Source organism: Anaerospora sp., assembly GCF_032013335.1.
Lineage (GTDB): Bacteria > Bacillota > Negativicutes > Sporomusales > DSM-15969 > Anaerospora.
Map to the genome: position 1 here is coordinate 98,973 of NZ_DALZUO010000005.1, position 22,364 is coordinate 121,336.

The following is a 22,364-nucleotide window of genomic DNA, read 5'->3' on the forward strand; positions in this document are numbered from 1 at the left end:
AGTGAAAATCTTCCTCCTTATTTATAATCCCGCTGCAGGTGATTCTTATTTTAAATATCGCTTGGACAGCCTTGTTGAACACATGCAGAAACAACAGTGCTTGCTAATACCTATCCGGACAGGCCGCAAGGAAGATACGCTTGCCTTACTAAACTCAACACGGCAGTACGAGTTAGATGGCATACTAATTTCCGGCGGCGACGGAACGATACATGAAATAGTAAACGCTATGTTTGAGCTGGGGATTGATTTGCCAATCGGGATTATCCCCAGTGGAACCTCTAATGATTTAGCATCTTTTTTGCGCTTGGAAAAGGATGTGGAAGCCTGTGCAGCCTTATTTACGAATGGCTTTACAAGAGTAATTGATGTTGGTACCGTAAATGACAGATACTTTTTGAATGTAGCGAGTGCCGGCCTGTTGACGGGAGTAGCTCATACAGCTGACCGGACAATGAAAAATACATTAGGTAAAGTTGCTTATTATCTTAAGGGAATTGAAGAATTGCCGCGGTTTCGTGCGATTAATATGTGTATCCGTGCTGATGACATCACGATCACTAGCGAGGTTATGCTCTTTCTAGTGATGAATGGTGGAACAGTTGGCAGTTTTGATCGGATTGCTCCTCAGGCCCGCATTGATGATGGCAAGCTTGACCTGTTGATCGTCCATCGCTGCAGTTTGCCTGAGCTTGCCCGTATATTAATCAGTCTTCTGTCAGGTGCGCATATCAACCATAAGGCGGTTCAATATCTGCAGGCCTCGCATATAAGTATTGAAAGTGATGAATTAGTAGAAAGTGACTTGGACGGTGAATTGGGGCCCGCTTTGCCGCTAACGATAACGGCACTTTCTAAGCGACTCAGGGTTTTCTCTCCCAACAGACCAATTCATTATAAGAAGATAACCGGTCTTATCAAATAATACTAAGGTTAAGAAATATGACCCTTTCCTGCAGGGAAAAGAGGGTAAATAAAGCAAGTAAAAATGCTGCCTGGGACTTTACCCTGGCAGCATTTTTTACTTCCCATACCTATCCCAATTCAGGGCGGCAATAATCTTTCGGGCAAGCAGAGCATACATCGGAATGATGATAATTTGTGAAACAAGGCGGCTGGGCATAGTAATGATCCAGGGTATGCCGAGTGCTGTCTTTAGCACATAAGGAGTAAGAATAAGAGAGGTTACAATTTGAGGAATTGCCACTGCACATAACAAAGGCCAGGCCGTATAGGACCGTCTAAAAAAGCGCAGAATAAGCGGCGGCAGCAAGCCATGCAGTCCGGCAATAAGCGTAAATTGGGGCAAATATACTCCCATAGGATTTAAGTTAAAGCCAATAATATCTCCTAAGACGCCCACGACGGCTCCAGCATAAGGCCCGAATAGTATGCCTGCAAGTATGACCGGTAATGGTCCAAAACCCATCCTGAGAGTGATAACACCTTCAAATGGAATCGTAATGCTGGCAATGCGCGTAAGCACAATTGATAAACTAATCAATAAAGATAAATATACCAGGCGTTTTGTGGGACTGTATAACATAGCTTTTCTCCTTAACCGATTGAAAAGGTAGTTAAGTTTATTGTACATGGATATCGTTAAAAAGCAATGCTGCAAAATTCTGCAAACTAGAAAAGAAGGGTGAGTAAATTGGATGTTTTCTCTAAATTAGCAGAACAAAAAATTCAGGAGGCTATTAAAAATGGTGAGCTGAACAACTTGCCTGGCAAGGGGAAACCATTAAATCTTACCGATTCCCGTCATATACCGCCTGATTTGCGGATGGCCTATAAAGTTCTAAAAAACTCAGGTATGATACCTGCTGAGATGGAAATAAAAAAAGAAATTGCGTTACTTGAACAACTGATTGCTCAATGTACAGGCGAGCAAGAAAAAGGTGAACTGAAGCACAAACTGCAGGAAAAAGCAATCGTTTATTCCCTCTTAATGGAAAAAAGACGCTCCAAGTGACGCATAGGTTATGGTGCTTTCTCCCATACTACTTGATGAAAGGGGTGTGGAAATGCAACAAAATCGTGCAGCTGAAATCATTAGCTCATCCTTTAACTTTGAAGTTACATGGCATGGTAAACCCGTTTGGATTGAAAGTGTTAACAAGGTAGATAACAGAGCTGGAATTGTTATCCTGGGCAGTCAGGACAAATGGGATGTGCCAATTGAAGAATTGGAAGAGACGGGTAATTTTGAATCAATGCTTGATTAGCAGATACACCAAAGAGCCGGAACGTTATAGTTCCGGCTCTTTGGTGTATCCTTAATTAACGAGTTGGTTGGCTGCTTGAAGGGGGTTTTGTTCTTGCTGCTCAACAACCTGCTTGCCTTGTTCCAGCAGCTGTCCTTCTTTGGGGCTCAAAAGAAGGAGCAGCTGCTGAAGCTGGCCGACATGCTTTCTTTCATCATCAGCAAGCTTAAGCAGAATTTGTTTTACACGCGGGTCAGAAGCAGCCTGAGCATGAGCTTCATAACCGATAACTGCTTCATATTCACCGATTATATCGATGCGCAGTGCTTGCAATAACTCCTCATTTGACAATTGCTTGGGGAGATTGGCAACAAAGGGATTGCTAACGATAGCCATTCAAATTCAGCTCCTTTTCTAAGATAGTATGGGATATCTGAAAAAATTCATTCTGATTTATCGTCAATATGTAGTGTCATTATTACTCCTTGCGGCATATATTGCAGTACGAAAGCTCTAGGGAGGTGAGGTTATCGTGACTGAAGAAGAAGAGCGTGGAAAATACATTAATAATTGCATACAGCCAATTTCGCCGGCTATGGTGGTTTGTGAATTAGTCGGTGAAAACCAATGCCAAAAATCAATGGACATTTGTGTTCGTGTTCCCCGGCGCAATCCGGCGATAGAGCAGATTATTGATGTCTATGTAAAAGACTTAAAGCTGACAAATGTGCATACGATATGTGATAAAGTTGTTGTTCGCGGTTGCTTTGAAGTGAAGGTGCTCTATACGGCGTGTAAACCTAAAAAGCCGGTACATGCAATAGAAGTACGCAATATTCGCTTCACTGCCGACGTTGAACTTTGGGGAGCCTCGTCAGGTATGGAAACCGAAGCGGATGTAATCGTAGAATTCATCGATTATGATTGTGATGAGTGCACACGGGCTCACTGGTATAAGCATAATCCTGACTGGGGCTATGGAAAAGGTCACTGGAAAGATGACTGCGACTGGGACGATGAGTGCGATTGCGACGACGATTGTGACTGTGAGGATGACTATGGGGATTGCGAATGCGATCAATGTAAGTCTCATAAGCATCATCATGGCTGCGAATGCGATCATTGCAAGTCCCATAAGCATCATCATGGCTGTGAATGTGATCATTGCAAGCCCCATAAGCATCATCACGGCTGCGAATGTGATTATTGTAAGCCTCATTATCATAAAAAGAAATTGTGTTGTGAATGTGGTCATGACCATGATCATTGCAACTGTGAACACGGACACCATCATTGGAAGAAAGGCGCCCGTCATTGTGATGTAACGGTTGTGCTTCGAGTCACTGCTAAGGTTTTCCGGAACCGTCCGGTCTTATTGCAGCAGGGCGGCATGCATCACGGTAAACTACCTCTAAAACCAAAAGGATGAAGCATAGAGAAAACCGGCAAAGCTTAAAGCCTTGCCGGTTTGTTGCTGTATAAAACTGCTGATTAGCAGTAAGCTGCAATGTATTGTTCGGTGATTTCATCAAGCTTTTGTGTCATTTCAGCAATCGTCTCTTCCGAAAAACTGTATTTGTGAAGATCGTCACTGTGTAATAACTCTGATAAATTACGAATCCGGGTAATTAACTCAATCTTTTCCACTTACCAAGCACCTCTACAAATTATTTCCATTTATAATAATAACAAGTAATAAAATTCTTTGTAAATAGAAAATTCAAAAGTCGGAATAGGAAGTTTATTCCGTGAATTCAGAGGTGTAATTCTCTCTGTTTAATGGACTAAAATAGAGAAAGTATAGTTTAGTCTACTACAGGAATACATATTAAAGCGGAGCATAATAGCAATAACAGTTGATATTGTAATGTAAATCTCGTTAATTGCCCAATTTAGAGCTTTGACTGGTACTGAAACGCCTTATATACTTAACATGTATACAAAATCCACAGAATGGAATGTGCATTGCTGGAATACTAAAGAGTGCGCTGGTTGCACATGGATTCGGTGGATACTTTTAGGAGGATGAGTGTATGAAAAAGTGGAAGTTGGCGCTAATGGCAGCTACGATGGCAGTGAGTACAATCATTGCAGCAGGCTGTGGAAGTAAAGAAGCCGCCTCAACCAATGAAATTAAGTTAGGTGCAAATTTTGAGCTTACCGGTGGTGTTGCTCAATATGGTCAATCAGCGGCAAATGGCATTAAATTAGCTATTAAGGAAGCGAATGCTGCCGGCGGTGTATTAGGCAAGCAATTGAAGCTGATTGTGGCCGATAATAAATCAGAGCCCGCTGAAGCAGGCAATGCTACTACTAAATTGATTACACAGGATAAAGTCATTGCTATTTTTGGACCTGCTGCCAGCTCAAATGTTCTAGCATCTACCCAAATTGCCCAGGATAACAAAATACCGCTTTTGACTCCAACCGGCACTAATACAAAAATTACTGTAGATAACGGTAAAGTGAAAGATTTTGCTTTCCGCTCTTGTTTTATTGATCCTTTCCAAGGTCAAGTAATGGCCAGCTTTGCCCAAAAAACGGTTAAAGCAAAAACAGCAGCAATTTACATTGACAGCTCTTCAGATTATTCAAAGAGCTTGTCACAAAACTTTGAACAAGTTTTTGTAAAAAATGGTGGAACAATTGTCGCAAAAGAGGCGTTTCTGCAAAAAGATCAGGATTTTAAAGCTGCTCTAACCAAAATTAAGTCAGTTAATCCTGAGGTAATTTATATTCCTGCCTACTACGAAGAAGTTGGTAAAATTATTAAGCAGGCAAGAGAACTTGGCATTACGGTTCCCCTGTTGGGCAGTGATGGCTGGGATTCCCCTAAACTAGCGGAAATCGCAGGAGCTGCTGCTCTAAACGATACCTTCTTTACGAATCACTATTCGGCGCAGGACAAGGATCCCATGGTACAAAAATTTGTTGAGTCTTATAAGAAAGAATACGGACAGGAGCCTGATGCTTTCGCTGTATTGGGGTATGATGGTGCCTTAATGATGATTGATGCAATCAAGCGGGCTAACAGCACTGATTCTGTAAAAATAAAAGATGCTTTAGCGCAGACTAAGGACCTCAAAGTTCTTACTGGAACATTATCATTAGATGCGAATCATGATCCTATTAAGAGTGCGGTTATTATTGAAATGAAAGATGGCAAACAAACGTTTAAAGAAAAAGTAAATCCTTAAATATGACGCAAAGCCCGGGAGAGCTTCCCGGGCTTTGCGACTGTCGACAAATAATCCAGCAAAGGAGATCGCCACGCTACGCTCGCGATGACACCCGACTTTACTGTCATTGCGAGGAGTAAAACGACGCGGCAATCTCCTTCCAGGTGCGTTTGTCTAAAGGCTGAGCCCGGGAGATATTCCCGGGCTTTTTTTGTTCATACATTTTTTTACAAATAGTACTTTGATTACTGCAGGAAGAAGTTGTTTTTATTCGAATTCATTATGGTAAATCTTTCAGTGATTGGAGTGCATATCATGTCAGAGCAGGACAAGGTTATTCTTGATCAGTTTTGCAGTGTTCTTGGTCAAATCAGTGATTTGTTTATCAGCGGCGTGGGGATTAGCATGACTGACCGGGAGCAATTTCTTTTTTATAAAGCCGGGAACAAAATGGATTTAAAAATAGCGCCAGGCTTAGTGGTTAAACCGGGCGGAGCAATTTCCAGGGCAATTCAGGAGAAGCGTCTGGTAACTGCCAGGCTGGATAAAGCAATTTATGGTGAAGTGCTTATTGCTATTTCTGTTCCAATTTACAATGATGATAAGCAGGTAATTGGTGCCGTTTGCGCTTATGAGACGATCGAGCAGGAAGAGGCTCTCAAGGAACTTGCTGCCACATTAACTGCCAGTATTAGTGTCTTAGCCAGTACGGCAGAGGAAATAACCGCTCAAGCTGAACAACTGTCCGGCACAAGCACAGAACTGGCAAAATATGCGGAAGGCTCTCAAAATAAGGCGAAAGAAACGAATGAAGTTTTGCATATGATTAAAGCAATTTCCAGTCAGACTAATTTACTAGGCTTGAATGCAGCAATAGAAGCTGCACGGGTTGGAGAACAAGGGCGGGGCTTTGGTGTTGTGGCGGAGGAGATACGCAAATTGGCAACAAGCAGTGCCGAATCAATAAAAAAAGGCGAAATGATTATCAGAGGTATTCAAGAACAAAGCGCCGGTACAGCGCAGCAGGTAAATAATATGAATTCTGTCATCACCTATATTACAGAGGCTATTTCGCAACTAACTGAGGCAGTCCAGCAGGCAAATTCTATGGGACAACGTCTTGATGAACTATCGAAAAGCCTGAAGAAAGGATAAGTTTGTGTCTACTGTTGCTGAATGGAAGAAACACTTAGCCATTATGTGGTTTGCTCAGGTCATAGGGATGAGCGCTATAACCGGAGTTGTTTCTTTCCTGCCGCTCTATATAACGCATTTGGGAGTAACCAGTCTGGAGGAAACAGAAATTTGGGCTGGTATTCTGATGGGAGTTGCAGCTTTATTTGCCGGGATATCCGGTCCCTATTGGGGAGCCCTTGGCGATCGCAAAGGGCGTAAACCGATGGTTGAGCGGGTAATGTTGATGTTTAGTCTGGTCATGATTGCCATGGCTTTTGTTACTAATGTCTATCAGCTGCTTGTTTTACGCATTATTCAGGGCATCTTTGGAGGGTTTACTGCAGCGGCACTTGCATTAGTAACTAGTGTAACGCCGGAAGAGGAAATAGGGTTTACTATGGGGATATTTCAGACGGCAATGGTTGTAGGCGGAGCCTTTGGCCCCATGTTTGGCGGTATTGTTGCCGACCATGTTGGTTACCGGCAGACCTTCGTGGTTTTTGGATTGCTTTGTCTGCTTGCACTGACTGTCATTCACTTAGCTGTACCCGAACACTTTACACCGGCTGCTCAAGCGGCAAAGCCTTCCGTCCGGCGGGATATCAAATCAGTAGTTGTCATACCAGGAATTAAAAGTATGCTGCTGGTACTCTTTTTAATTCAATTCGCCATTCAGGTTATTGCGCCAATCATGCCGCTGTATGTACAAACTATGGTTGCTGACAGTACATATATTGCCAGTATTTCCGGTACCGTTATTGCGGTAGCAGGGTTGACCAGTTCTATTTCTTCAGCCTCGATGGGGCTGTTGGGTAAATATTTTCGACATCGCATTATTTTGTTTACTGCTGCGGCAATGGGAGCTGTATTTTTCTACTTACAGGCATTGGCTGGTGATGTTTTGACATTAGGTGCCTTTCGGGCATTAAGTGGTTTTTGTCTTGGAGCCATGATTCCCAGTGCTAATACGATCATAACCTATCTGATTCCGCCGGAAAAAAGAGGGGTAGCTTATGGTGTTACTACCGGTGCCGCATTAATGGGAAACGTAATCGGACCTCTAAGCGGAGGCTTTATTGCTCTACACTTTGGCATAGGTGCGGTTTTTTTCTGTACTGCTTTTTTCTTTGCAATAACTGCTGCCTGGGTTGGGTTACGTGTTAAAGAATTGGCCTGAATCTTTTTATTGTCAATACGAGCTGTTTTTAGTATTATAGTGGTGTTGGATTGCTCCTGTAGGATGATATCGTTTTGAGTCATACCGAAAACGAGAGCCTTTCACAAATATCACGACAACAGAAATAACCTTGTTGCCGCTTAGATCCGCTGCGGACTGAGACGGAAGGTGTATTAAGCTTTGCTATTTTACGACACCTCCTTGTCCACTTTTCGTGCGGGCAAGGAGGTTGTTTTTATTGTCGCATTTTAGGGGGAGATAGAGTGATTACCGTTATCGAATCAGTAGCCGAAATGCGAGAGTTTATTGCACAAGTACGACAACAGGGGAAAAAGGTTGGGTTTGTTCCTACCATGGGGGCTTTGCACGAAGGTCATTTGGCATTGATGGAAGAGGCAAAAAGCAGCAGTGATACTGTGGTAGCAAGTATTTTTGTTAATCCCACGCAATTCGGGCCTAATGAAGATTATGACGCTTATCCGCGCACCTGGCAGTCTGATATTGACGCCTGCCAGAAAATTGGAGTAGATGTTGTTTTTCGTCCGCATGTTGCCGATATGTACCCTCAAGGCTGGGGAACTTGGGTGAGTGTGGACAACATTACTGAAAAATTATGTGGTCAAACCCGTCCCGGCCATTTTCGCGGTGTGGCAACTGTAGTAACGAAGTTATTCAACATAGTTCAGCCGGACAGAGCTTTTTTCGGACAAAAAGATGCACAGCAGGTTGTTGTACTTATGAAAATGGTACGTGATTTAAACATGAATGTTGAAATTATCATGGTACCAATCGTGCGTGATCCCGATGGGCTGGCTAAAAGCTCCCGGAATATTTACCTGACTCCTGAACAGCGTACAGCAGCGCTGGTACTGAGCCGAAGCTTGCTGTCTGCACAGCAGATGGTAATACAAGGTCAGCGTGGGTGCCGTCTGATTTGCAGCGAGGTTCAAGATAAAATAGCCGAAGAACCTTTAGCTGCTGTGGAGTATGTACAAATGTACTCTTTCCCTGACCTTCAGGAAATTACAACGGTAAGAGACAAGGTGTTGCTTGCTGTAGCGGTGCGATTTGGCACAACCCGCCTGATCGATAATATGATTCTGGAAGTAAAGGAGTAGACAACTAAGATGCTGCTGACAATGATGAAATCCAAAATACATCGTGCTACCGTTACACAGGCGGAGCTCAACTATATGGGAAGTATTACAATTGATCAATCGCTGATTGAAGCCGCCTGCATTTTGCCTGGTGAAAAAGTACAAATTGTGAATAACAATAATGGAGCAAGACTAGAGACGTATGTAATCTCGGGAGAAGCAAATTCGGGTGTTATTTGCCTGAATGGAGCTGCAGCCAGACTTGTTCAGCCGGGGGATACCGTTATTATCATCAGTTATGCCTTATACAGCCCTCAAGAAGCAAAAGAACTGGAGCCGGTAGTCGTTCATGTTGACCAAGGCAATCGTATCATCAATAGCAGAGGGCGCGAGTATCATGGCGAGATTAGCTAGACTTGCCGGGTTTATTACCAGTACTGTTTCGCTATGGGTCATGCTGGGAGCAGTGCTTGCTTTTTTTCATCCAGCCTTAATTAAGCCGATTGGCAAGTATATACCATATCTATTAGGCGTAATTATGCTTGGTATGGGACTTACCATGACAGCGGCCGACTTTAAACTGGTGCTCTCAAGACCCAAGGATGTATGCTACGGTGTTTTGCTGCGTTATCTTATTATGCCTGGCGTTGCCTGGGGAGTAACAAAAGTACTTGCGCTTGATCCGTCGCTGGCAGCGGGGGTGCTGCTGGTGGGGTGCTGCCCCAGCGGAACGGCATCAAATGTGATGACATTTATTGCAAAGGGTGATACTGCACTCTCCATTACAGTTTCCAGCATTAATACACTGCTGTCACCGCTATTGACACCGTTTTTATTTCTTCTGCTCTCAGGTGCGATGATTCCCGTAGATGCAGCGGCCTTGCTTTTGGATATTATTAAAATTGTCGTCGTTCCTATCCTCGCAGGAATGATGATTCGCTTTTGGGCAAACAGGTGGGTAGAACAGCTTCAGCCGGTTATTCCTGCAATATCGGTACTTGCAATTGTAGTAACAGTTAGTGCCGTGGTAGCACTAAATGCAGCTAAGATAGCCGGTGTAGCTGTAATTGCTCTTCTGGCTGTTGGTTTGCATAATTTATTCGGCTTGTTGCTGGGGTATTGGTCCTCTCTTTCACTGGGGATGGGCGAGAGTAAGGCCAGAGCGATTTCTTTTGAGATTGGCATGGAAAACTCGGGTCTGGCGGTTGCTCTGGCGCTAGTTCATCTGGACCCGCTGGCAGCTGTGCCGGGAGCAATATTTAGTGTCTGGCACAATTTCAGCGGCAGTTTGCTTGCTTCCTACTGGGTGAGAAAGAGTAGTAAAACAAAGCTGCCGGTATTATAACCTATTGTTTGAAAAAAATCATGCACACTGCAACCAGCAGTGCGCATGATTTTTTAGTTTTAAGAAGAGGGTTGCCGCTTGTGATAAAGACAGGCATAATAAATGCAAAGGGCGTTACTATAACGAGGATGTGGGTAAGATGATCAACGTATCATTAGTTGCACCATATGAGGAATGCAAGCAGCTTGCTGAAGCTGTAGCTGCCGAGTGCAGGGAAATGAATGTTCTATTACAGGTCGTGTCTGCTATAGGAGTAAAAGTCATTGAAACAATGCATTTTGACTGTGATGCAATTATTGCACGGGGAGTAACGGCCTCGGCTTTGCAGACAGTCTACCCGCATATTCCTGTTATTAATCTGCCTGTGACAGGCTATGATGTTATTAATGCCGTAATGTACTGCCGCAGGCAATTTCATGCTCAGCGTATCGCGGTTATGGGGTCTGACTCTATGATTTACGGTGTTCAGAATATATCCGGCGCACTGGGAGTGGATATTCAATGCTACCAGGTTATGGAAGAAGAGGATGCCGAGCAATGTGTCAAGGTCGCTGCGCAAAGCGGGGTTGATGCAATTATCAGCGGGGCGATGACAGTGGAAATTGCTAAGCGGCATGGACTGAAGGCGATATTAATTGAGTCAGGAAAAGAAGCGATTTTGCAGGCAATTGGAGAAGCCATGCGAACAGCCCGGGTGGCTAAACATAATCAGGAAATTGCCGAGAGGGTAAAGGCTATTATGGATCATGCTTATGAAGGTGTTCTGGCTATTGATGAAAAAGGCGTTATTACAGTGTTTAATAAGACGGCTGAAGCGATTACCAAAGTAAGTACTTCAAAAGCGATCGGCAGGCACATCAGGAGCGTGCTTCCCAATACGGGCTTGCTGCGCGTGTTGGAAACAGGTGAGGCCGAATTGGGGGATTTAGAGACAATTAGCGCTTCCTTAGTTGTTAAAAATAGAGTTCCGGTAAAGGTGAAAGACAAGGTTGTAGGTGCGGTGGCCACATTTCAGTATGCATCGAAGCTGCAGGAACTGGAAGGGCGTATCCGGGAAAAAATCCATTATACCGGTTTAAAAGCCAAATATTCCTTTAACGATATTATTGGTACAAGCACAGCTCTTACAGATACAATAGAAATGACGAGAAAATTTAGCAAAGTCGATTCCAATATCCTGGTGATTGGCGAGACTGGAACAGGCAAAGAGTTATTTGCACAAAGCTGTCACAATAATAGTCTGCGGCGCAAAGGACCATTTATGGCAGTTAACTGTGCCGCGCTGCCGGAAAATCTGCTGGAAAGTGAGTTGTTTGGTTATGTGCCGGGGGCTTTTACCGGAGCAGCAAAGAGCGGGAAACCAGGCTTGTTCGAATTGGCTCACCAGGGAACCATTTTTCTGGATGAAGTCTCGGAAATACCTTTAAAACTGCAGGGCAGGCTGCTGCGGGTTTTGCAGGAGCGGGAGATTATGCGGTTAGGTGATGATCGTATTATCCCGGTGGACGTTAGAGTGATATCCGCTACCAATAAAGATCTAAAACAGCTTATTATGGAGAATGCTTTCCGTCGTGATCTTTTATACCGACTGGATGTGCTGCATATTAATGTTCCACCACTGCGTGCAAGACAAGGCGATATCTTGTTGTTGATAGAACATTTTCTTTCAATTTACAGTAGCCGCTTTCATAAAAACATAGTGCATCTGTCAGTTGAAGCCGAGCGTTTATTGACAAGGTATAACTGGCCGGGGAATGTACGTGAATTATGCAATGTTTGCGAACGGCTGGTAGTTTTGTCAGATAAAAAAATCATTACCGAACCGGATATATTGCGGAGCTTGTCGTTTGAACAAATTGAATGTGCGTCGGAACGAAACACCGAATCCGGCCCTGGTGTTTTGAGTATAGATGCGATTCAGGAAGCTTTACAGAGGGCGGGTGGCAATAAAGCACAGGCAGCCCGGCTGCTGGGAGTCAGTAGAACAACATTATGGCGGAAATTGTCTGAGCTCTAAATCAACTATTTTCAGACGTTTCACGAAACAATTAATGTAACGCATGCAACGTAACAATGAAACATGATAAATAAAGAACTTCGCCTATGCAGCCCGTATAATGCGGGACAGGCGAAGTTCTTATCTTTGGCATGAATTTTGCTTAGTTAGTGTATTGCGAAAGTTCAATTAGATAGGAGGGTGGCTGCAAGAGGACCTTAGGCAAAACCTTAACGCAAGAGGAGGAATAGTGTGTCATTAGCAATTATTTCTTTACTGGCTCTTATTGTTGTCATCATCGTAAGCTGCATTTCAACCCGCAATATCGGAATTATGGCTTTAGGAGTTGCTCTGGTAATCGGTCACTATTTAGGGGGCATAAAAGTTGATGAAATTCTGAAAGGATATCCTACAAGCCTCTTTATCATGCTGGCCGGAACAACCTTTCTTTTTTCTATTGCCCAAAACAATGGAACACTGGAGAAAGTCACCAAGTATGTAATCAAAGGGGTGAAAGGCAATGTTGCACTTTTACCAATCCTTTTATTTTTCATTGCTTTAGTGATCGGCGCTGCAGGGCCAGGACCTACAGTAACTGCCGCCTTGCTGGCTCCCACGGTAATGCTGCTGGCTAAGGAAATAGAGGTAAACCCGTTGCTGTTGGCTATTATGGCTGGAAACGGCGGGCATGCCGGTGGTATGTCGCCAATTGCTATTGGTGGTATTATTACTACTGGTCTTACCAATAAGCTTGGTCTCGGCGATATTAGTATGTTGATCTGGTTCAACAATGTGTGGGTTCATTTTGCCACATCTATTGTAGCTTATTTTGTTTTTGGCGGGCACAAATTAATTAGAAATCAGTCTAATGGTGAAAGCACCGTACTTGCCAATATTAAAGTAGAGCCCTTCAGCAAAGATCAGTTGCTGACGTTATGGGGACTTGCGGTCTATATTATCGGTGTCATAGGTTTTAACATGGATATCGGTTTAGGTGCTTTTCTAATCGGAGGCATTCTCATTTTGCTAAAAGCAGCTGATGAGGATAAAGCGATTAAAGCAATGCCTTGGAGTGCTATCCTTATGGTCACAGGAGTTACGGTAATGATAACACTCATGACTAAGGTAGGCGGAATTGACCTGTTTGCGGCACTGATTGCAAAGTTAGCAACAGCATCAACCATATCTTTGGTAACCGGTTTTGTTTCCGGGCTGATTTCGGCTTATGCGAGTACTACCGGTGTTATTCTTGCTACATTTGTTCCGATGGCTCCTATTTTACTTGAAAAAGTAGGTGCTAGTACATCTGAGCTGGTGCCGTTGATTTCTGCAATCGTATCTTGTGGATTTGTAGTTGATATGAGTCCCTTGTCCACAAGCGGCGCTATTTATTTGGCCAATGCTCATGCTAGTGAAAATAAATCAGTTTTATTCAAAAAAATGCTGGTTTGGGGATTAAGTATGGCTGCAGTGGGGGCAATTATTGCCTGGGTATCCTTTACATTAGTGCGCATTCCTTAACTAATCTTAAAAAATAAACTTGAGGAGGAATTAGTATGGCAGTTATGACAAGAGCAGCATTATTAAAAGGTCCTTATGATATTGAACTGGTGGAAAAAGAATTAGTATGTGGTGAGGATGAAATACTGGTTAAAAATCATCTTATCGGGATTTGCGGTTCTGATAAGGCCTTTTACCGGGGGCAAATGCCGCCTAAGACGGCTGAATTCCGGCAAGAACCGAAATTTCCCTTTTGGCTGGGGCACGAAAGCGGTGGTACTGTTGTGGAAGTAGGCTCAAAGGTCAGCGAATACCAAGTGGGGGATAAGGTTATTGCCTTTGGCTGGTGCAATAACTATGCGGATTATTTTGTAGCAAAAGCATTTCAGCTGCAGCCCGCTCCAGAAGGGCTGGATATGGACTTGCTGAGTCTGGGTGAACCGATCGCCTGTGCCATGTACTCAGGTCTCCATTCAGGTGTGCAGCTCGGCGACGTGGTAGTTGTAATGGGCGGCGGCTTTGCCGGACAGATTATTGCGCAATGCGCCAAACAAAAAGGAGCCGATAGAGTAATTGTTGCTGATGTTCTTGATGGAAAATTGGAATTGGCTAAGCAGCTTGGTGCCGATGTAACTGTTAACCTGAAAAAAGAAGATTTAAAGGATATTGTCTTTAAAATGACCGGAGACAGGGGCGCAGACGTAGTCGTTGAGGCAGCGGGCGGAGAAAGCTCCTTTAATACGGCATCGGAGATTATTAAGCATAATGGAAAGTTTGTGTTTTACAGCTGGGTAACTCAGCCAATAACATTGAATATCAGCCGCTGGCATGACGACGGCCTGGAATTTATCAATACCTGTCTGGTGCACCATACCTGGCGGGAGCGGTATGTGTGGACGCCACCCTCACTGCGCCCTGTTGCGCAAGGCAATGTCAATATCAAGCCCCTTATTACAAATGAATTTCCCTTAAGTGAGATTAAAGCAGCATTTGAATTAGCTGATAAAGATGATACGGCAATCAAGATTGTTTTACGGCCATAGAGATAAAAAGAAGAAGGAATCCGGTTTTTCCGGGTTCCTTCTTCTTTTATTAGATGTTTTCCGCTTCGCCGGTAAAATAACGCTTTCCTTTGTGCAACAAGTAGAGTAAAGCTACAGCAAAAATGGCCAGAATTGCTTCAGTAGACATCAGGCCGAGTACTTGCTTTTGAAATAAACCGGCAGGAATATCAAATAGGGCATGAAGGCCGATAGCCCAGAAGAGATAGCGGATACGCTCTGTACGTACACCGTATAATACGAGCAAAGACAGCGAAACTTGCATAATAAGGGCCATAATTCGTTCAACTCCGCTGACTAGAAAGAGAAATGGCGAGGTTGTCAGGAGTGTTGCCTTTATCCCGGCTATTATTTCAGGAGGGACAGTACCGGCAAGGCTTTGTTCCAAGGTGCCGGCGTTTAAGCTAAGCGCAAAGATGATATTTTGTATGGTAGTAGTTCCACCGAGTAAAATTGCTTCAATCCCGCCGTGGCCTAAGCCGAAAGCCAGGCCGTCAGACCAGGACCGCCTGCTTTTGAGGAGAAAGCGGAAAACGAGATACCGGCCTCCTTCTTCAAATAAACCGGCTGCCAGGCTGCCATACAAAACATAAGCCGCTGTACCTGAAAGCCATTGCTGGGTTAGCGGATTAATTGTTAAGAGATAGGTATGGAGAATTCTTTCCAGTATCATAGCAAAAATGATAAAGGTTGCCATACCAGCAGCAGCAACTTTGATAGATAACTGCTCTTGGCGGCGGTAGTAAAAGAACAAAATAACGGGTAAAAGCATAGAAAGGCTGGCGGCAGACACCATGGCTGCAAGCGAAAAAGTACTGACCATAAATCCTCCTAATAGTTAAATGAGCTTAAGGCTGGCGCAAAAGGCGGCTCCTTGCGGTGGCGGGTTCCTTGTTCAAAAGCATAGCCGATTTGAAGTAGCAGACCTTCCTGCCAAGGCAAGGCTACGAATTCAATTCCCACAGGCACTCCGATAGGGGACGACTGAGTAGGAGCAGAAAATCCTGCAGGTACAACTAAAGACGGAAAACCAGTAACGGCGGCTAAGGTACCATTACGCTCCAGCTGCTGTTCGCCGATTGGTGCCACCAGGCGTTTTTGATGAGGGAATACGAGAGCATCTAATTGATAGTCCTCCATTACGCTTGCCAGTATTTTACGCAACCGGGCTTGCTGATTAAGGCGCTCCTGATAGGCGGCAGTTTGAAAACGTAAGGAGAGGGCTTCACGGAGATTGCTTTCAATGCTGGGGTGAAAAGCACCGCTTTCCAGGATCTGAGTAAGGGAGTGTACCGGCATTTGATTAAGCGGATTTGCCAAGTACCCACTGAGGTGCGAATCCAGTTCCATTAGATGAACACTGGCTGATAAAACGTCCTCTGCTTTGAGTTCTAAATTTAATTCCACAAGAGATGCACCTAAATCCTGCAGTGACTGAAGTGCTGCCTCGCAGATAGAGTTAACTTCCAGGTGAATTTCATTGCCCCCCCAGAAGCTGCGCAATACACCTATTTTCTTTTTCTCCAGGCCGTTAATATGAAGGAATTGAGTGTAGTCAGGCTCTATATGCTCCTCACTTTGCTTGGTGACCGGATCGCAAAGGTCATAGCCGGTCAGGCAATTGAGCATACGAGCTGTATCTTCGACCGTTCTAGCCATAGGCCCGGCGGTATCCTGGGTGTAAGAGTAGGGAATAATGCCTGTGCGGCTTATCAGACCGAGCGTGGGCCTTAGCCCCACCACACTATTGGCCGATGCAGGAGAGCGGACCGAGTTGACTGTATCTGTCCCAACGCCTAATACTCCGTAATTTGCGGCGAGAGCAGTGCCAGTGCCTCCGCTGGAGCCGCCGGGAGTACGGCTTAAATCATAGGGATTCACAGTCTGTCCGAGCATGGAGCTTACCGATTCACCCCAGATAGCAAATTCATGGAGATTTACTTTGGCAAGAATTAGTGCGCCTGCCGTCCGCAGTTTATTGACAATAAAAGCATCAGCTGGCGGATAAAAATTTTTAAGGCTGAGAGAACCGGCAGTTGTTGCCAGCGCCGTAGTGTTAACATTGTCTTTCAGCAGCACCGGTATGCCATGCAATGGTCCGGTCATACCTGAAGCCTGCCATTGTTTATCAAGTTGTTCGGCTTCGGCAAGTATATGAGGATTTAATGTAATAACTGCATTTAACTTTGGTCCCTGCTGGTCGAAAGCCTCAATTCGCTGTAAATACATGCTGACAAGCTGAACTGCTGTCAACTCACCGGACCGGAAGGCGCTATGAATACTGGCAATTGTCGCTTCTTCCAGGACAAAGGGCTGATTTTTCTGTGTTACCATAGCAATCATTCCTTTTTATAAAAGTTTTCATACCAGGTTTTTCTTTATTATAACAGATTAGCAATTATTTGGTATTGTTGCAGCACTACAAATGTTTTCCAGCCAAAAGCAAATAATAATAAAACGAATGTTCTGATTATTATGGCAGGATTTGTCAGTCATGCAGGCGAAATTAGCTGTTGAATCATATTAAAGGCTCGTAAGCACACTAACACCAGTATGGATTACTAGGCTAAAGAGGAGTGATACAATGGCGAAAAAAGTGGTTATTATCGGGACTCTTGATACAAAAGGACAAGAATTTCAGTATATCAAAGATATTATTAAAAGCTGCGGATTACAAACAATTGTTATTAATGTGGGTATTAAGGGAAAGGCTTTCTTTTCCCCTGATATTTCCAGTTCGGAAGTAGCCCGGGCGGCGGGGAGCGAGCTTGCCAGTTTAATTAGCACCGATGACCGGGGAGCAGCAATTGATGCTATGATGAAGGGGGCCGCCATCGTAGTGGCAAACTTGTATCGCGAAGGACAAGTTGCCGGGATTATCAGCTTGGGTGGCTCGGCGGGTACTACAATTGGCACTGCTGCGATGCAGGCACTTCCGGTGGGCATTCCCAAGCTAATGGTTTCTACCGTAGCGTCTGGGGATACGAGGCCATATGTTGGCGAAAAAGATATCACCATGATGTATTCGGTTGTTGATGTAGCGGGGCTTAACAGCCTTTCGAGGCGTATTATGGCTAATGCCGCTTTTGCTATCGCCGGAATGGCCCAGGGAGAGATACCAGCAGCTAGTGACGATAAGCCGCTTGTTGGTGCAACGATGTTTGGCGTAACAACTCCGTGCGTAACGACTGCCAGAGAATATCTCGAATCAAAGGGATATGAGGTACTTGTTTTTCATGCCACCGGTTCGGGCGGCAAAGCAATGGAGAGTTTGATTGATTCGGGCTATATTAAAGGAGTATTAGATGCAACTACTACCGAGTGGGCCGATGAATTAGTCGGTGGTGTGCTTACGGCAGGGCCGCACCGGCTGGAAGCGGCTTCCAGGGCAGGAATTCCTCAGGTTGTCTCTGTAGGGGCGCTTGATATGGTAAACTTTGGCCCCATGGATACGGTGCCTGCCCAATTTAAAAACCGGAATTTATATCACCATAACGCTACAATTACGTTAATGAGAACAACGGTAGACGAGTGCCGGCAGTTAGGTGAAATTATTGCGGACAAGGTAAATCATACTACTGGAGCGGCCGCAGTGTTCCTGCCTTTAAAGGGTGTGTCGCTCATTGATGCAGAGGGCAAACCCTTTTATGGACCTGAAGAAGACGCAGCCTTATTCACAGCTATTCGGTCCCGGTTAAACAGGGAAAAGATAGAATTGGTAGAAATCAATACAGATATTAATGATGAAAGCTTTGCTATTGCGATGGCTGAGAAGCTAATTAAGCTGATGGAGAGCAAATAACGAACTGGAGGTAACGAAATGGCAATCAGCAGACAAGCCGTTTTACAAAGAATCCGGGAGCAGGTTGCGCAAGGCATTCCGGTTATCGGTGCCGGCGCAGGAACCGGACTTTCCGCTAAAAGTGCCGAGGCAGGCGGCGTTGACTTAATGGTTATCTATAACTCAGGCAGGTACAGAATGGCTGGACGCGGTTCTCTTGCCGGATTGATGCCCTATGGCGATGCAAATGCAATTGTTGTGGAAATGGCGAGTGAAGTATTGCCAGTAGTTAAAGATACGCCGGTGTTGGCGGGTGTATGCGGGACAGATCCCTTTCGCATTATGGACGTCTTTTTAAAGCAACTGAAAGAGATGGGCTTCTCAGGAGTGCAAAACTTTCCTACAGTAGGGCTTTGTGATGGTATGTTCCGGCAGAACCTGGAAGAAACCGGCATGGGTTATGATCTTGAAGTTGACATGATCCGTAAGGCTCATGAACTTGATTTGGTGACGTCGCCCTATGTTTTTAATGAAGAAGAAGCAGAAAAAATGACCAGAGCCGGCGCTGATATTCTGGTTGCTCATATGGGACTGACTACCAAAGGAACGATTGGAGCGAAAACAGCGTTAACACTGGATGACTGCGTAAAAAAAATACAGGCTATCCATGATGTTGCCAAAGCGATCAACCCGGATATTTTTGTCATCTGTCATGGCGGACCGCTCGCTGAACCGGAAGATGCAGCTTATGTTCTGAGCCGCACGAAGGGCATTATCGGCTTCTATGGTGCCTCCAGTATGGAAAGGCTGCCCACAGAAAGAGCAATTGCCGCACAGGTTCGCTCTTTTAAAGAAATACATTATTAAACGTAAGCGATAACTTTGCGAGAAGCAACATTATATGAAGGACGGTACCGGCTAAGATAAGCCGGTACCGTCCTTTTGCTTGTGATAAGGCAAAGCGTATTGTACCAATGAGTTGTGAATGGTATGATAAAGTCAAATTATGTAGTTGTTAGCTTCTGTGTATACTACTTTAGAAATAACATGGCAGGAGAACAGGACGATTGATTAACATAAAGCATTTCATTAGTATATTGCTTCTGTGTCTGCTGGGCAGCAGCCTTGTTGCAGCTGATGGCAGGCATAAGGAGAAATTTGCAGATGTTTTCGTCCACGAAAGCATCCGCATCGAGGCGGATCAACAGATTGGCAGACTGTTGGTTTCCAAAGGTGATGCCTTTGTTTATGGTATAGTGAACGACGGAATCGTCGTTGTCGATGGCAGTGTGGTAATTGGAGCAGGCGCAAAGATAAAAGGCGGCATTCTGATATTGGGAGGCCAAATTATTGAGCAAGCTGGCGCACAAGTTGAGGGGAGCTTGCTAGTGACTGGCCCTGTACAGGTGCCGATTGTAAACTGGCTGGTAGGCGGTATTTTATTGACTGCCCTTTGCAGCCTCCTGGCACTTCCCTATGTGGTATTGCTGATACTGCGCTACGCTGAAGCTATTCCTATTTATACAACAATGAAAAGGAAGCTGTTGAACTTCGAGCATCACTGGCCTGTTTTAGCAATTGTGCTTGCGCTGGCGGTAAGCGGTAGTATGTTAGCCATATTTTTTGAACTGACCTGGAAAACCATTTTCCGGCAAACGATGGGACTGTTTGACAATACTGTCATATGGCTTGTTCGTTATTTTGCTGCTCCTGAGCTTGATCCTGTTATGATAACAATTACTAACCTGGGGTATGGCTTCACGTATGGAGTCATTGTTGTCTGTTCGTTCCTGATTTTGCTGTTTTACCGGAGATGGCTGGAGTTCGCCGGGCTGGCACTTTGTTTAGCAGGTGGTGCGCTGCTAAATTACCTGTTGAAAAACCTATTTGAACGTTCCCGACCCGATCAATTTACGATGGTAGTGGCAACAGGCTATAGTTTTCCCAGTGGTCACGCGATGGTTTCCCTTTGTTTTTATGGTATGCTGGCTTTTCTTATAGCACGGCGAATAAAAAGATGGCAGCACAGGTATGGGATTGCCATACTATCGATGCTGTTTATTGCTGCAATCGGGGTAAGCCGGATTTATCTTGGCGTTCATTATCCGAGTGATATTGCTGCCGGCTTTGCTGCAGGAGCAGTGTGGCTGACTTTTACCATTTCCCTGTTGTGGTGGTGGGAAGAACAGCGGCGTGTGAAGGAGAATAACGACAAAAAGAATAATACATAGCTTATCAGGAGAGGAGAAGAAAAATGAATTTAATATACTGGGATATAGACGGAACGTTGATTAAGACCTCCAGAGCAGGTTTATACGCAATTAGTGAGGCGGCAGAAGCTCTTTGGGGCCAAGCTGTAAATTTTGATTCTATACCAACCGCAGGCATGACTGATAATTTTATTTGCAGGGAAGTAATCAAAGCGATTGCGGACCGTGAGCCGAGTAATGAGGAGGTTGCCGAGTTATGCCGCTACTACGAGACACTGCTGCTTGAGCATTTACGCTCCAGAGTGGGGATTGTTTTACCGTCAGTACGTGAAACCTTGGCTGCGCTCAAAGAGTGTGATGACTGCCGGCTGCTGCTGCTGACAGGCAACAGCAGAAAAGGCGCTGAAATTAAACTGGAGCATTTTGGAATTGCTCATTACTTCGATTTTTCCCGCAGCGCCTTTGCTGCAGAGCATTATCGCCGGGCCGATATTGCCCGAAGTGCCTTGACGGTTGCTGAAAGCAGCTGGGGCAGGCAGGAGCAGCATAATTTCTTTGTCATCGGCGATACACCGAATGATATTGATTGTGGAAAATCAATCGGTGCATATACCGTCGGTATTGCAACAGGTGCATATACAACCGCTCAACTGGAAGATTGTCAGCCGTGGTGGGCTGTGGATGTCTTGCCCGCAGCAGCAGAGTTTGTGGACAAAATTAAAGCAATTGCTGCAAAGTCAAATAGTTAATAATTGCCAGGTATGAAAGAATAGAATCGGTTGATACTATTAGTGTAAGGGGTCTGTAACGGTTGAGCCTAGATTGGTGCCGGATATCACTGGTGTTCGGTATTAGTCGGCCAAAGAGTGGCATCGGGTCGAAAGGTTCGGTGTTAGTCGGCGGGAAGACTGGCATGGGTCGTGAAAGGCTGTACGGCAGCCCAACTGTTGTCGTGTGGTCCCAAATGATGTATGTTGGTCGAGCTAAGATCGTCATGGGTTGTGAATAGTAGGGGTCGTTTGCAGTCGAGAGATTGCAGGCGGTTCGGTAGCTATCTATGGCGGTCAAGCAAAGGTGTGTATCGGTTGTGTAATGCTTGTGGGTAGGCGAAAGTTTGCGTATAGGTATGTAATGATCGGTGCAGGCTGTAGCGTAGATCGTTGCGGGCTCTTTTGAATAAGCCATTTCATCCAATTCATTGGATGAAATGGCTTTATTTAATGTCAGCACTCTTTGCAACAGATGAGGCGCATTCAATAGCAGCTTTGTCGGGAGAGCTGGCGTTAGCATACGATAGGCCCCATTGGCACATAGTAGCTAATATGGGAATAAGACTTTTTCCGGCTGGCGTAAGAGAGTATTCTACCTTAGGGGGAATCTGCGTATAGATAAAACGGCTTACCAGCCCACTTTCTTCAAGTTCTCTAAGCTGCTGAGTGAGCATTTTTGGCGTGATTTGGGGAATAATTCTTTTTAATTCACTGAATCGCAAGGTGTTATCGCCTAAATACCAAAGAATAAGCGACTTCCACTTACCACCGATAAGATCTAAAGTTAACTCCATTGAGCACTGATATTGAATATTTTTGTAGGTGATCATCATTTTCGCTCCTATTTTACATTTAAATAAATTCT

At 44.7% G+C, this 22,364-nt stretch carries 24 protein-coding genes; 18 read left to right on the forward strand and 6 right to left on the reverse strand.

The features are described from left to right. The first annotated feature begins 1 nt into the window (after position 1). Positions 2 to 925 (forward strand): YegS/Rv2252/BmrU family lipid kinase, encoded by a 924-nt coding sequence (locus RTR76_RS06460; protein ID WP_312518120.1) that lies wholly within the window; start codon positions 2 to 4, stop codon positions 923 to 925. Positions 926 to 1,021: 96 nt separating this feature from the next. Here RTR76_RS06460 and RTR76_RS06465 read toward each other — a convergent pair whose 3' ends face one another. Then, positions 1,022 to 1,546, reverse strand: coding sequence for a folate family ECF transporter S component (locus tag RTR76_RS06465; protein WP_312518123.1), 525 nt, complete (start codon positions 1,544 to 1,546; stop codon positions 1,022 to 1,024). A gap of 108 nt (positions 1,547 to 1,654) precedes the next feature. On the opposite strand from RTR76_RS06465, the gene RTR76_RS06470 reads away from it, so the two are divergent. Then, positions 1,655 to 1,975, forward strand: coding sequence for a DUF1992 domain-containing protein (locus RTR76_RS06470; RefSeq protein ID WP_312518126.1), 321 nt, complete (start codon positions 1,655 to 1,657; stop codon positions 1,973 to 1,975). A 52-nt stretch (positions 1,976 to 2,027) separates the two neighbouring features. Next, positions 2,028 to 2,228, forward strand: a complete 201-nt coding sequence (locus RTR76_RS06475; protein WP_312518129.1) for a small, acid-soluble spore protein, H family — start codon at positions 2,028 to 2,030, stop codon at positions 2,226 to 2,228. 51 nt (positions 2,229 to 2,279) lie between these two features. Here RTR76_RS06475 and RTR76_RS06480 read toward each other — a convergent pair whose 3' ends face one another. After that, a complete protein-coding gene (locus tag RTR76_RS06480; RefSeq protein WP_312518132.1) occupies positions 2,280 to 2,603 on the reverse strand; it encodes a demethoxyubiquinone hydroxylase family protein in 324 nt (107 codons plus the stop codon). A 136-nt stretch (positions 2,604 to 2,739) separates the two neighbouring features. Here RTR76_RS06480 and RTR76_RS06485 point away from each other — a divergent pair, with 136 nt between their 5' ends. Continuing rightward, complete coding sequence (locus RTR76_RS06485; RefSeq protein ID WP_312518134.1) at positions 2,740 to 3,636, forward strand: DUF3794 domain-containing protein; 897 nt, start codon at positions 2,740 to 2,742, stop codon at positions 3,634 to 3,636. Positions 3,637 to 3,698: 62 nt separating this feature from the next. On the opposite strand, the gene RTR76_RS06490 is transcribed toward RTR76_RS06485, so the two are convergent. Further along, complete coding sequence (locus RTR76_RS06490) at positions 3,699 to 3,854, reverse strand: hypothetical protein (protein ID WP_312518137.1); 156 nt, start codon at positions 3,852 to 3,854, stop codon at positions 3,699 to 3,701. A 386-nt stretch (positions 3,855 to 4,240) separates the two neighbouring features. On the opposite strand from RTR76_RS06490, the gene RTR76_RS06495 reads away from it, so the two are divergent. The 9 genes from RTR76_RS06495 to RTR76_RS06535 all read left to right on the forward strand — a co-directional run bounded on the left by RTR76_RS06495 (position 4,241) and on the right by RTR76_RS06535 (position 14,720). After that, complete coding sequence (locus RTR76_RS06495) at positions 4,241 to 5,404, forward strand: ABC transporter substrate-binding protein (RefSeq protein ID WP_312518140.1); 1,164 nt, start codon at positions 4,241 to 4,243, stop codon at positions 5,402 to 5,404. Between the two features lie 297 nt (positions 5,405 to 5,701). Further along, complete coding sequence (locus tag RTR76_RS06500) at positions 5,702 to 6,541, forward strand: methyl-accepting chemotaxis protein (RefSeq protein WP_312518142.1); 840 nt, start codon at positions 5,702 to 5,704, stop codon at positions 6,539 to 6,541. Positions 6,542 to 6,545: 4 nt separating this feature from the next. Continuing rightward, positions 6,546 to 7,739 (forward strand): MFS transporter, encoded by a 1,194-nt coding sequence (locus RTR76_RS06505; protein WP_312518145.1) that lies wholly within the window; start codon positions 6,546 to 6,548, stop codon positions 7,737 to 7,739. Positions 7,740 to 8,005: 266 nt separating this feature from the next. Further along, positions 8,006 to 8,857 (forward strand): pantoate--beta-alanine ligase, encoded by an 852-nt coding sequence (gene panC / locus RTR76_RS06510; RefSeq protein ID WP_312518353.1) that lies wholly within the window; start codon positions 8,006 to 8,008, stop codon positions 8,855 to 8,857. Between the two features lie 9 nt (positions 8,858 to 8,866). Next, positions 8,867 to 9,250 (forward strand): aspartate 1-decarboxylase, encoded by a 384-nt coding sequence (panD, locus tag RTR76_RS06515; protein WP_312518148.1) that lies wholly within the window; start codon positions 8,867 to 8,869, stop codon positions 9,248 to 9,250. Then, positions 9,234 to 10,181 (forward strand): bile acid:sodium symporter family protein, encoded by a 948-nt coding sequence (locus tag RTR76_RS06520; RefSeq protein ID WP_312518151.1) that lies wholly within the window; start codon positions 9,234 to 9,236, stop codon positions 10,179 to 10,181. The genes panD and RTR76_RS06520 overlap by 17 nt, the downstream gene beginning before the upstream one ends. 139 nt (positions 10,182 to 10,320) lie before the next feature. Continuing rightward, complete coding sequence (locus RTR76_RS06525) at positions 10,321 to 12,198, forward strand: sigma 54-interacting transcriptional regulator (protein ID WP_312518154.1); 1,878 nt, start codon at positions 10,321 to 10,323, stop codon at positions 12,196 to 12,198. Positions 12,199 to 12,429: 231 nt separating this feature from the next. Beyond that, positions 12,430 to 13,698 (forward strand): SLC13 family permease, encoded by a 1,269-nt coding sequence (locus RTR76_RS06530; RefSeq protein ID WP_312518157.1) that lies wholly within the window; start codon positions 12,430 to 12,432, stop codon positions 13,696 to 13,698. A gap of 35 nt (positions 13,699 to 13,733) precedes the next feature. After that, on the forward strand, positions 13,734 to 14,720 hold the full coding sequence (locus tag RTR76_RS06535; protein WP_312518160.1) for a zinc-binding dehydrogenase: 987 nt from the start codon (positions 13,734 to 13,736) through the stop codon (positions 14,718 to 14,720). 49 nt (positions 14,721 to 14,769) lie between these two features. Here RTR76_RS06535 and RTR76_RS06540 read toward each other — a convergent pair whose 3' ends face one another. Together RTR76_RS06540 and RTR76_RS06545 are read right to left on the reverse strand one after the other, a co-directional pair. Further along, the gene (locus RTR76_RS06540; RefSeq protein ID WP_312518162.1) at positions 14,770 to 15,561 is read right to left on the reverse strand and encodes a YhfC family intramembrane metalloprotease; all 792 of its coding nucleotides are present in this window, start codon (positions 15,559 to 15,561) and stop codon (positions 14,770 to 14,772) included. An 8-nt stretch (positions 15,562 to 15,569) separates the two neighbouring features. Next, complete coding sequence (locus tag RTR76_RS06545; RefSeq protein ID WP_312518165.1) at positions 15,570 to 17,072, reverse strand: amidase family protein; 1,503 nt, start codon at positions 17,070 to 17,072, stop codon at positions 15,570 to 15,572. Positions 17,073 to 17,322: 250 nt separating this feature from the next. Here RTR76_RS06545 and RTR76_RS06550 point away from each other — a divergent pair, with 250 nt between their 5' ends. The 5 genes from RTR76_RS06550 to RTR76_RS06570 all read left to right on the forward strand — a co-directional run bounded on the left by RTR76_RS06550 (position 17,323) and on the right by RTR76_RS06570 (position 21,738). Continuing rightward, complete coding sequence (locus RTR76_RS06550) at positions 17,323 to 18,540, forward strand: Tm-1-like ATP-binding domain-containing protein (protein WP_312518168.1); 1,218 nt, start codon at positions 17,323 to 17,325, stop codon at positions 18,538 to 18,540. A gap of 18 nt (positions 18,541 to 18,558) precedes the next feature. Then, the gene (locus RTR76_RS06555; RefSeq protein WP_312518170.1) at positions 18,559 to 19,386 is read left to right on the forward strand and encodes a phosphoenolpyruvate hydrolase family protein; all 828 of its coding nucleotides are present in this window, start codon (positions 18,559 to 18,561) and stop codon (positions 19,384 to 19,386) included. A 200-nt stretch (positions 19,387 to 19,586) separates the two neighbouring features. Beyond that, positions 19,587 to 20,750, forward strand: a complete 1,164-nt coding sequence (locus RTR76_RS06560; protein ID WP_312518173.1) for a phosphatase PAP2 family protein — start codon at positions 19,587 to 19,589, stop codon at positions 20,748 to 20,750. Between the two features lie 23 nt (positions 20,751 to 20,773). After that, complete coding sequence (locus tag RTR76_RS06565) at positions 20,774 to 21,478, forward strand: HAD family hydrolase (protein WP_312518176.1); 705 nt, start codon at positions 20,774 to 20,776, stop codon at positions 21,476 to 21,478. Positions 21,479 to 21,540: 62 nt separating this feature from the next. Then, positions 21,541 to 21,738 carry a hypothetical protein gene (locus tag RTR76_RS06570; protein ID WP_312518179.1) on the forward strand — a complete coding sequence of 66 codons (198 nt, stop codon included), beginning with the start codon at positions 21,541 to 21,543 and terminating at the stop codon, positions 21,736 to 21,738. A gap of 204 nt (positions 21,739 to 21,942) precedes the next feature. Here RTR76_RS06570 and RTR76_RS06575 read toward each other — a convergent pair whose 3' ends face one another. Next, positions 21,943 to 22,329 (reverse strand): helix-turn-helix domain-containing protein, encoded by a 387-nt coding sequence (locus tag RTR76_RS06575; protein WP_312518356.1) that lies wholly within the window; start codon positions 22,327 to 22,329, stop codon positions 21,943 to 21,945. Between the last annotated feature and the right edge of the window lie 35 nt (positions 22,330 to 22,364).

What these genes read in the sequence shown, in the direction of transcription:
- RTR76_RS06520 (WP_312518151.1), top strand. Translation starts at nt 9,234, where the DNA reads ATGGCGAGATTAGCTAGACTTGCCGGGTTTATTACCAGTACTGTTTCG.
- RTR76_RS06475 (WP_312518129.1), top strand. Translation starts at nt 2,028, where the DNA reads ATGCAACAAAATCGTGCAGCTGAAATCATTAGCTCATCCTTTAACTTT.
- RTR76_RS06555 (WP_312518170.1), top strand. Translation starts at nt 18,559, where the DNA reads ATGGCAATCAGCAGACAAGCCGTTTTACAAAGAATCCGGGAGCAGGTT.
- RTR76_RS06480 (WP_312518132.1), bottom strand. Translation starts at nt 2,603, where the DNA reads ATGGCTATCGTTAGCAATCCCTTTGTTGCCAATCTCCCCAAGCAATTG.
- panD (WP_312518148.1), top strand. Translation starts at nt 8,867, where the DNA reads ATGCTGCTGACAATGATGAAATCCAAAATACATCGTGCTACCGTTACA.
- RTR76_RS06535 (WP_312518160.1), top strand. Translation starts at nt 13,734, where the DNA reads ATGGCAGTTATGACAAGAGCAGCATTATTAAAAGGTCCTTATGATATT.
- RTR76_RS06575 (WP_312518356.1), bottom strand. Translation starts at nt 22,329, where the DNA reads ATGATCACCTACAAAAATATTCAATATCAGTGCTCAATGGAGTTAACT.
- RTR76_RS06525 (WP_312518154.1), top strand. Translation starts at nt 10,321, where the DNA reads ATGATCAACGTATCATTAGTTGCACCATATGAGGAATGCAAGCAGCTT.
- RTR76_RS06540 (WP_312518162.1), bottom strand. Translation starts at nt 15,561, where the DNA reads ATGGTCAGTACTTTTTCGCTTGCAGCCATGGTGTCTGCCGCCAGCCTT.
- RTR76_RS06500 (WP_312518142.1), top strand. Translation starts at nt 5,702, where the DNA reads ATGTCAGAGCAGGACAAGGTTATTCTTGATCAGTTTTGCAGTGTTCTT.
- RTR76_RS06545 (WP_312518165.1), bottom strand. Translation starts at nt 17,072, where the DNA reads ATGGTAACACAGAAAAATCAGCCCTTTGTCCTGGAAGAAGCGACAATT.
- RTR76_RS06565 (WP_312518176.1), top strand. Translation starts at nt 20,774, where the DNA reads ATGAATTTAATATACTGGGATATAGACGGAACGTTGATTAAGACCTCC.
- RTR76_RS06465 (WP_312518123.1), bottom strand. Translation starts at nt 1,546, where the DNA reads ATGTTATACAGTCCCACAAAACGCCTGGTATATTTATCTTTATTGATT.
- RTR76_RS06550 (WP_312518168.1), top strand. Translation starts at nt 17,323, where the DNA reads ATGGCGAAAAAAGTGGTTATTATCGGGACTCTTGATACAAAAGGACAA.
- RTR76_RS06495 (WP_312518140.1), top strand. Translation starts at nt 4,241, where the DNA reads ATGAAAAAGTGGAAGTTGGCGCTAATGGCAGCTACGATGGCAGTGAGT.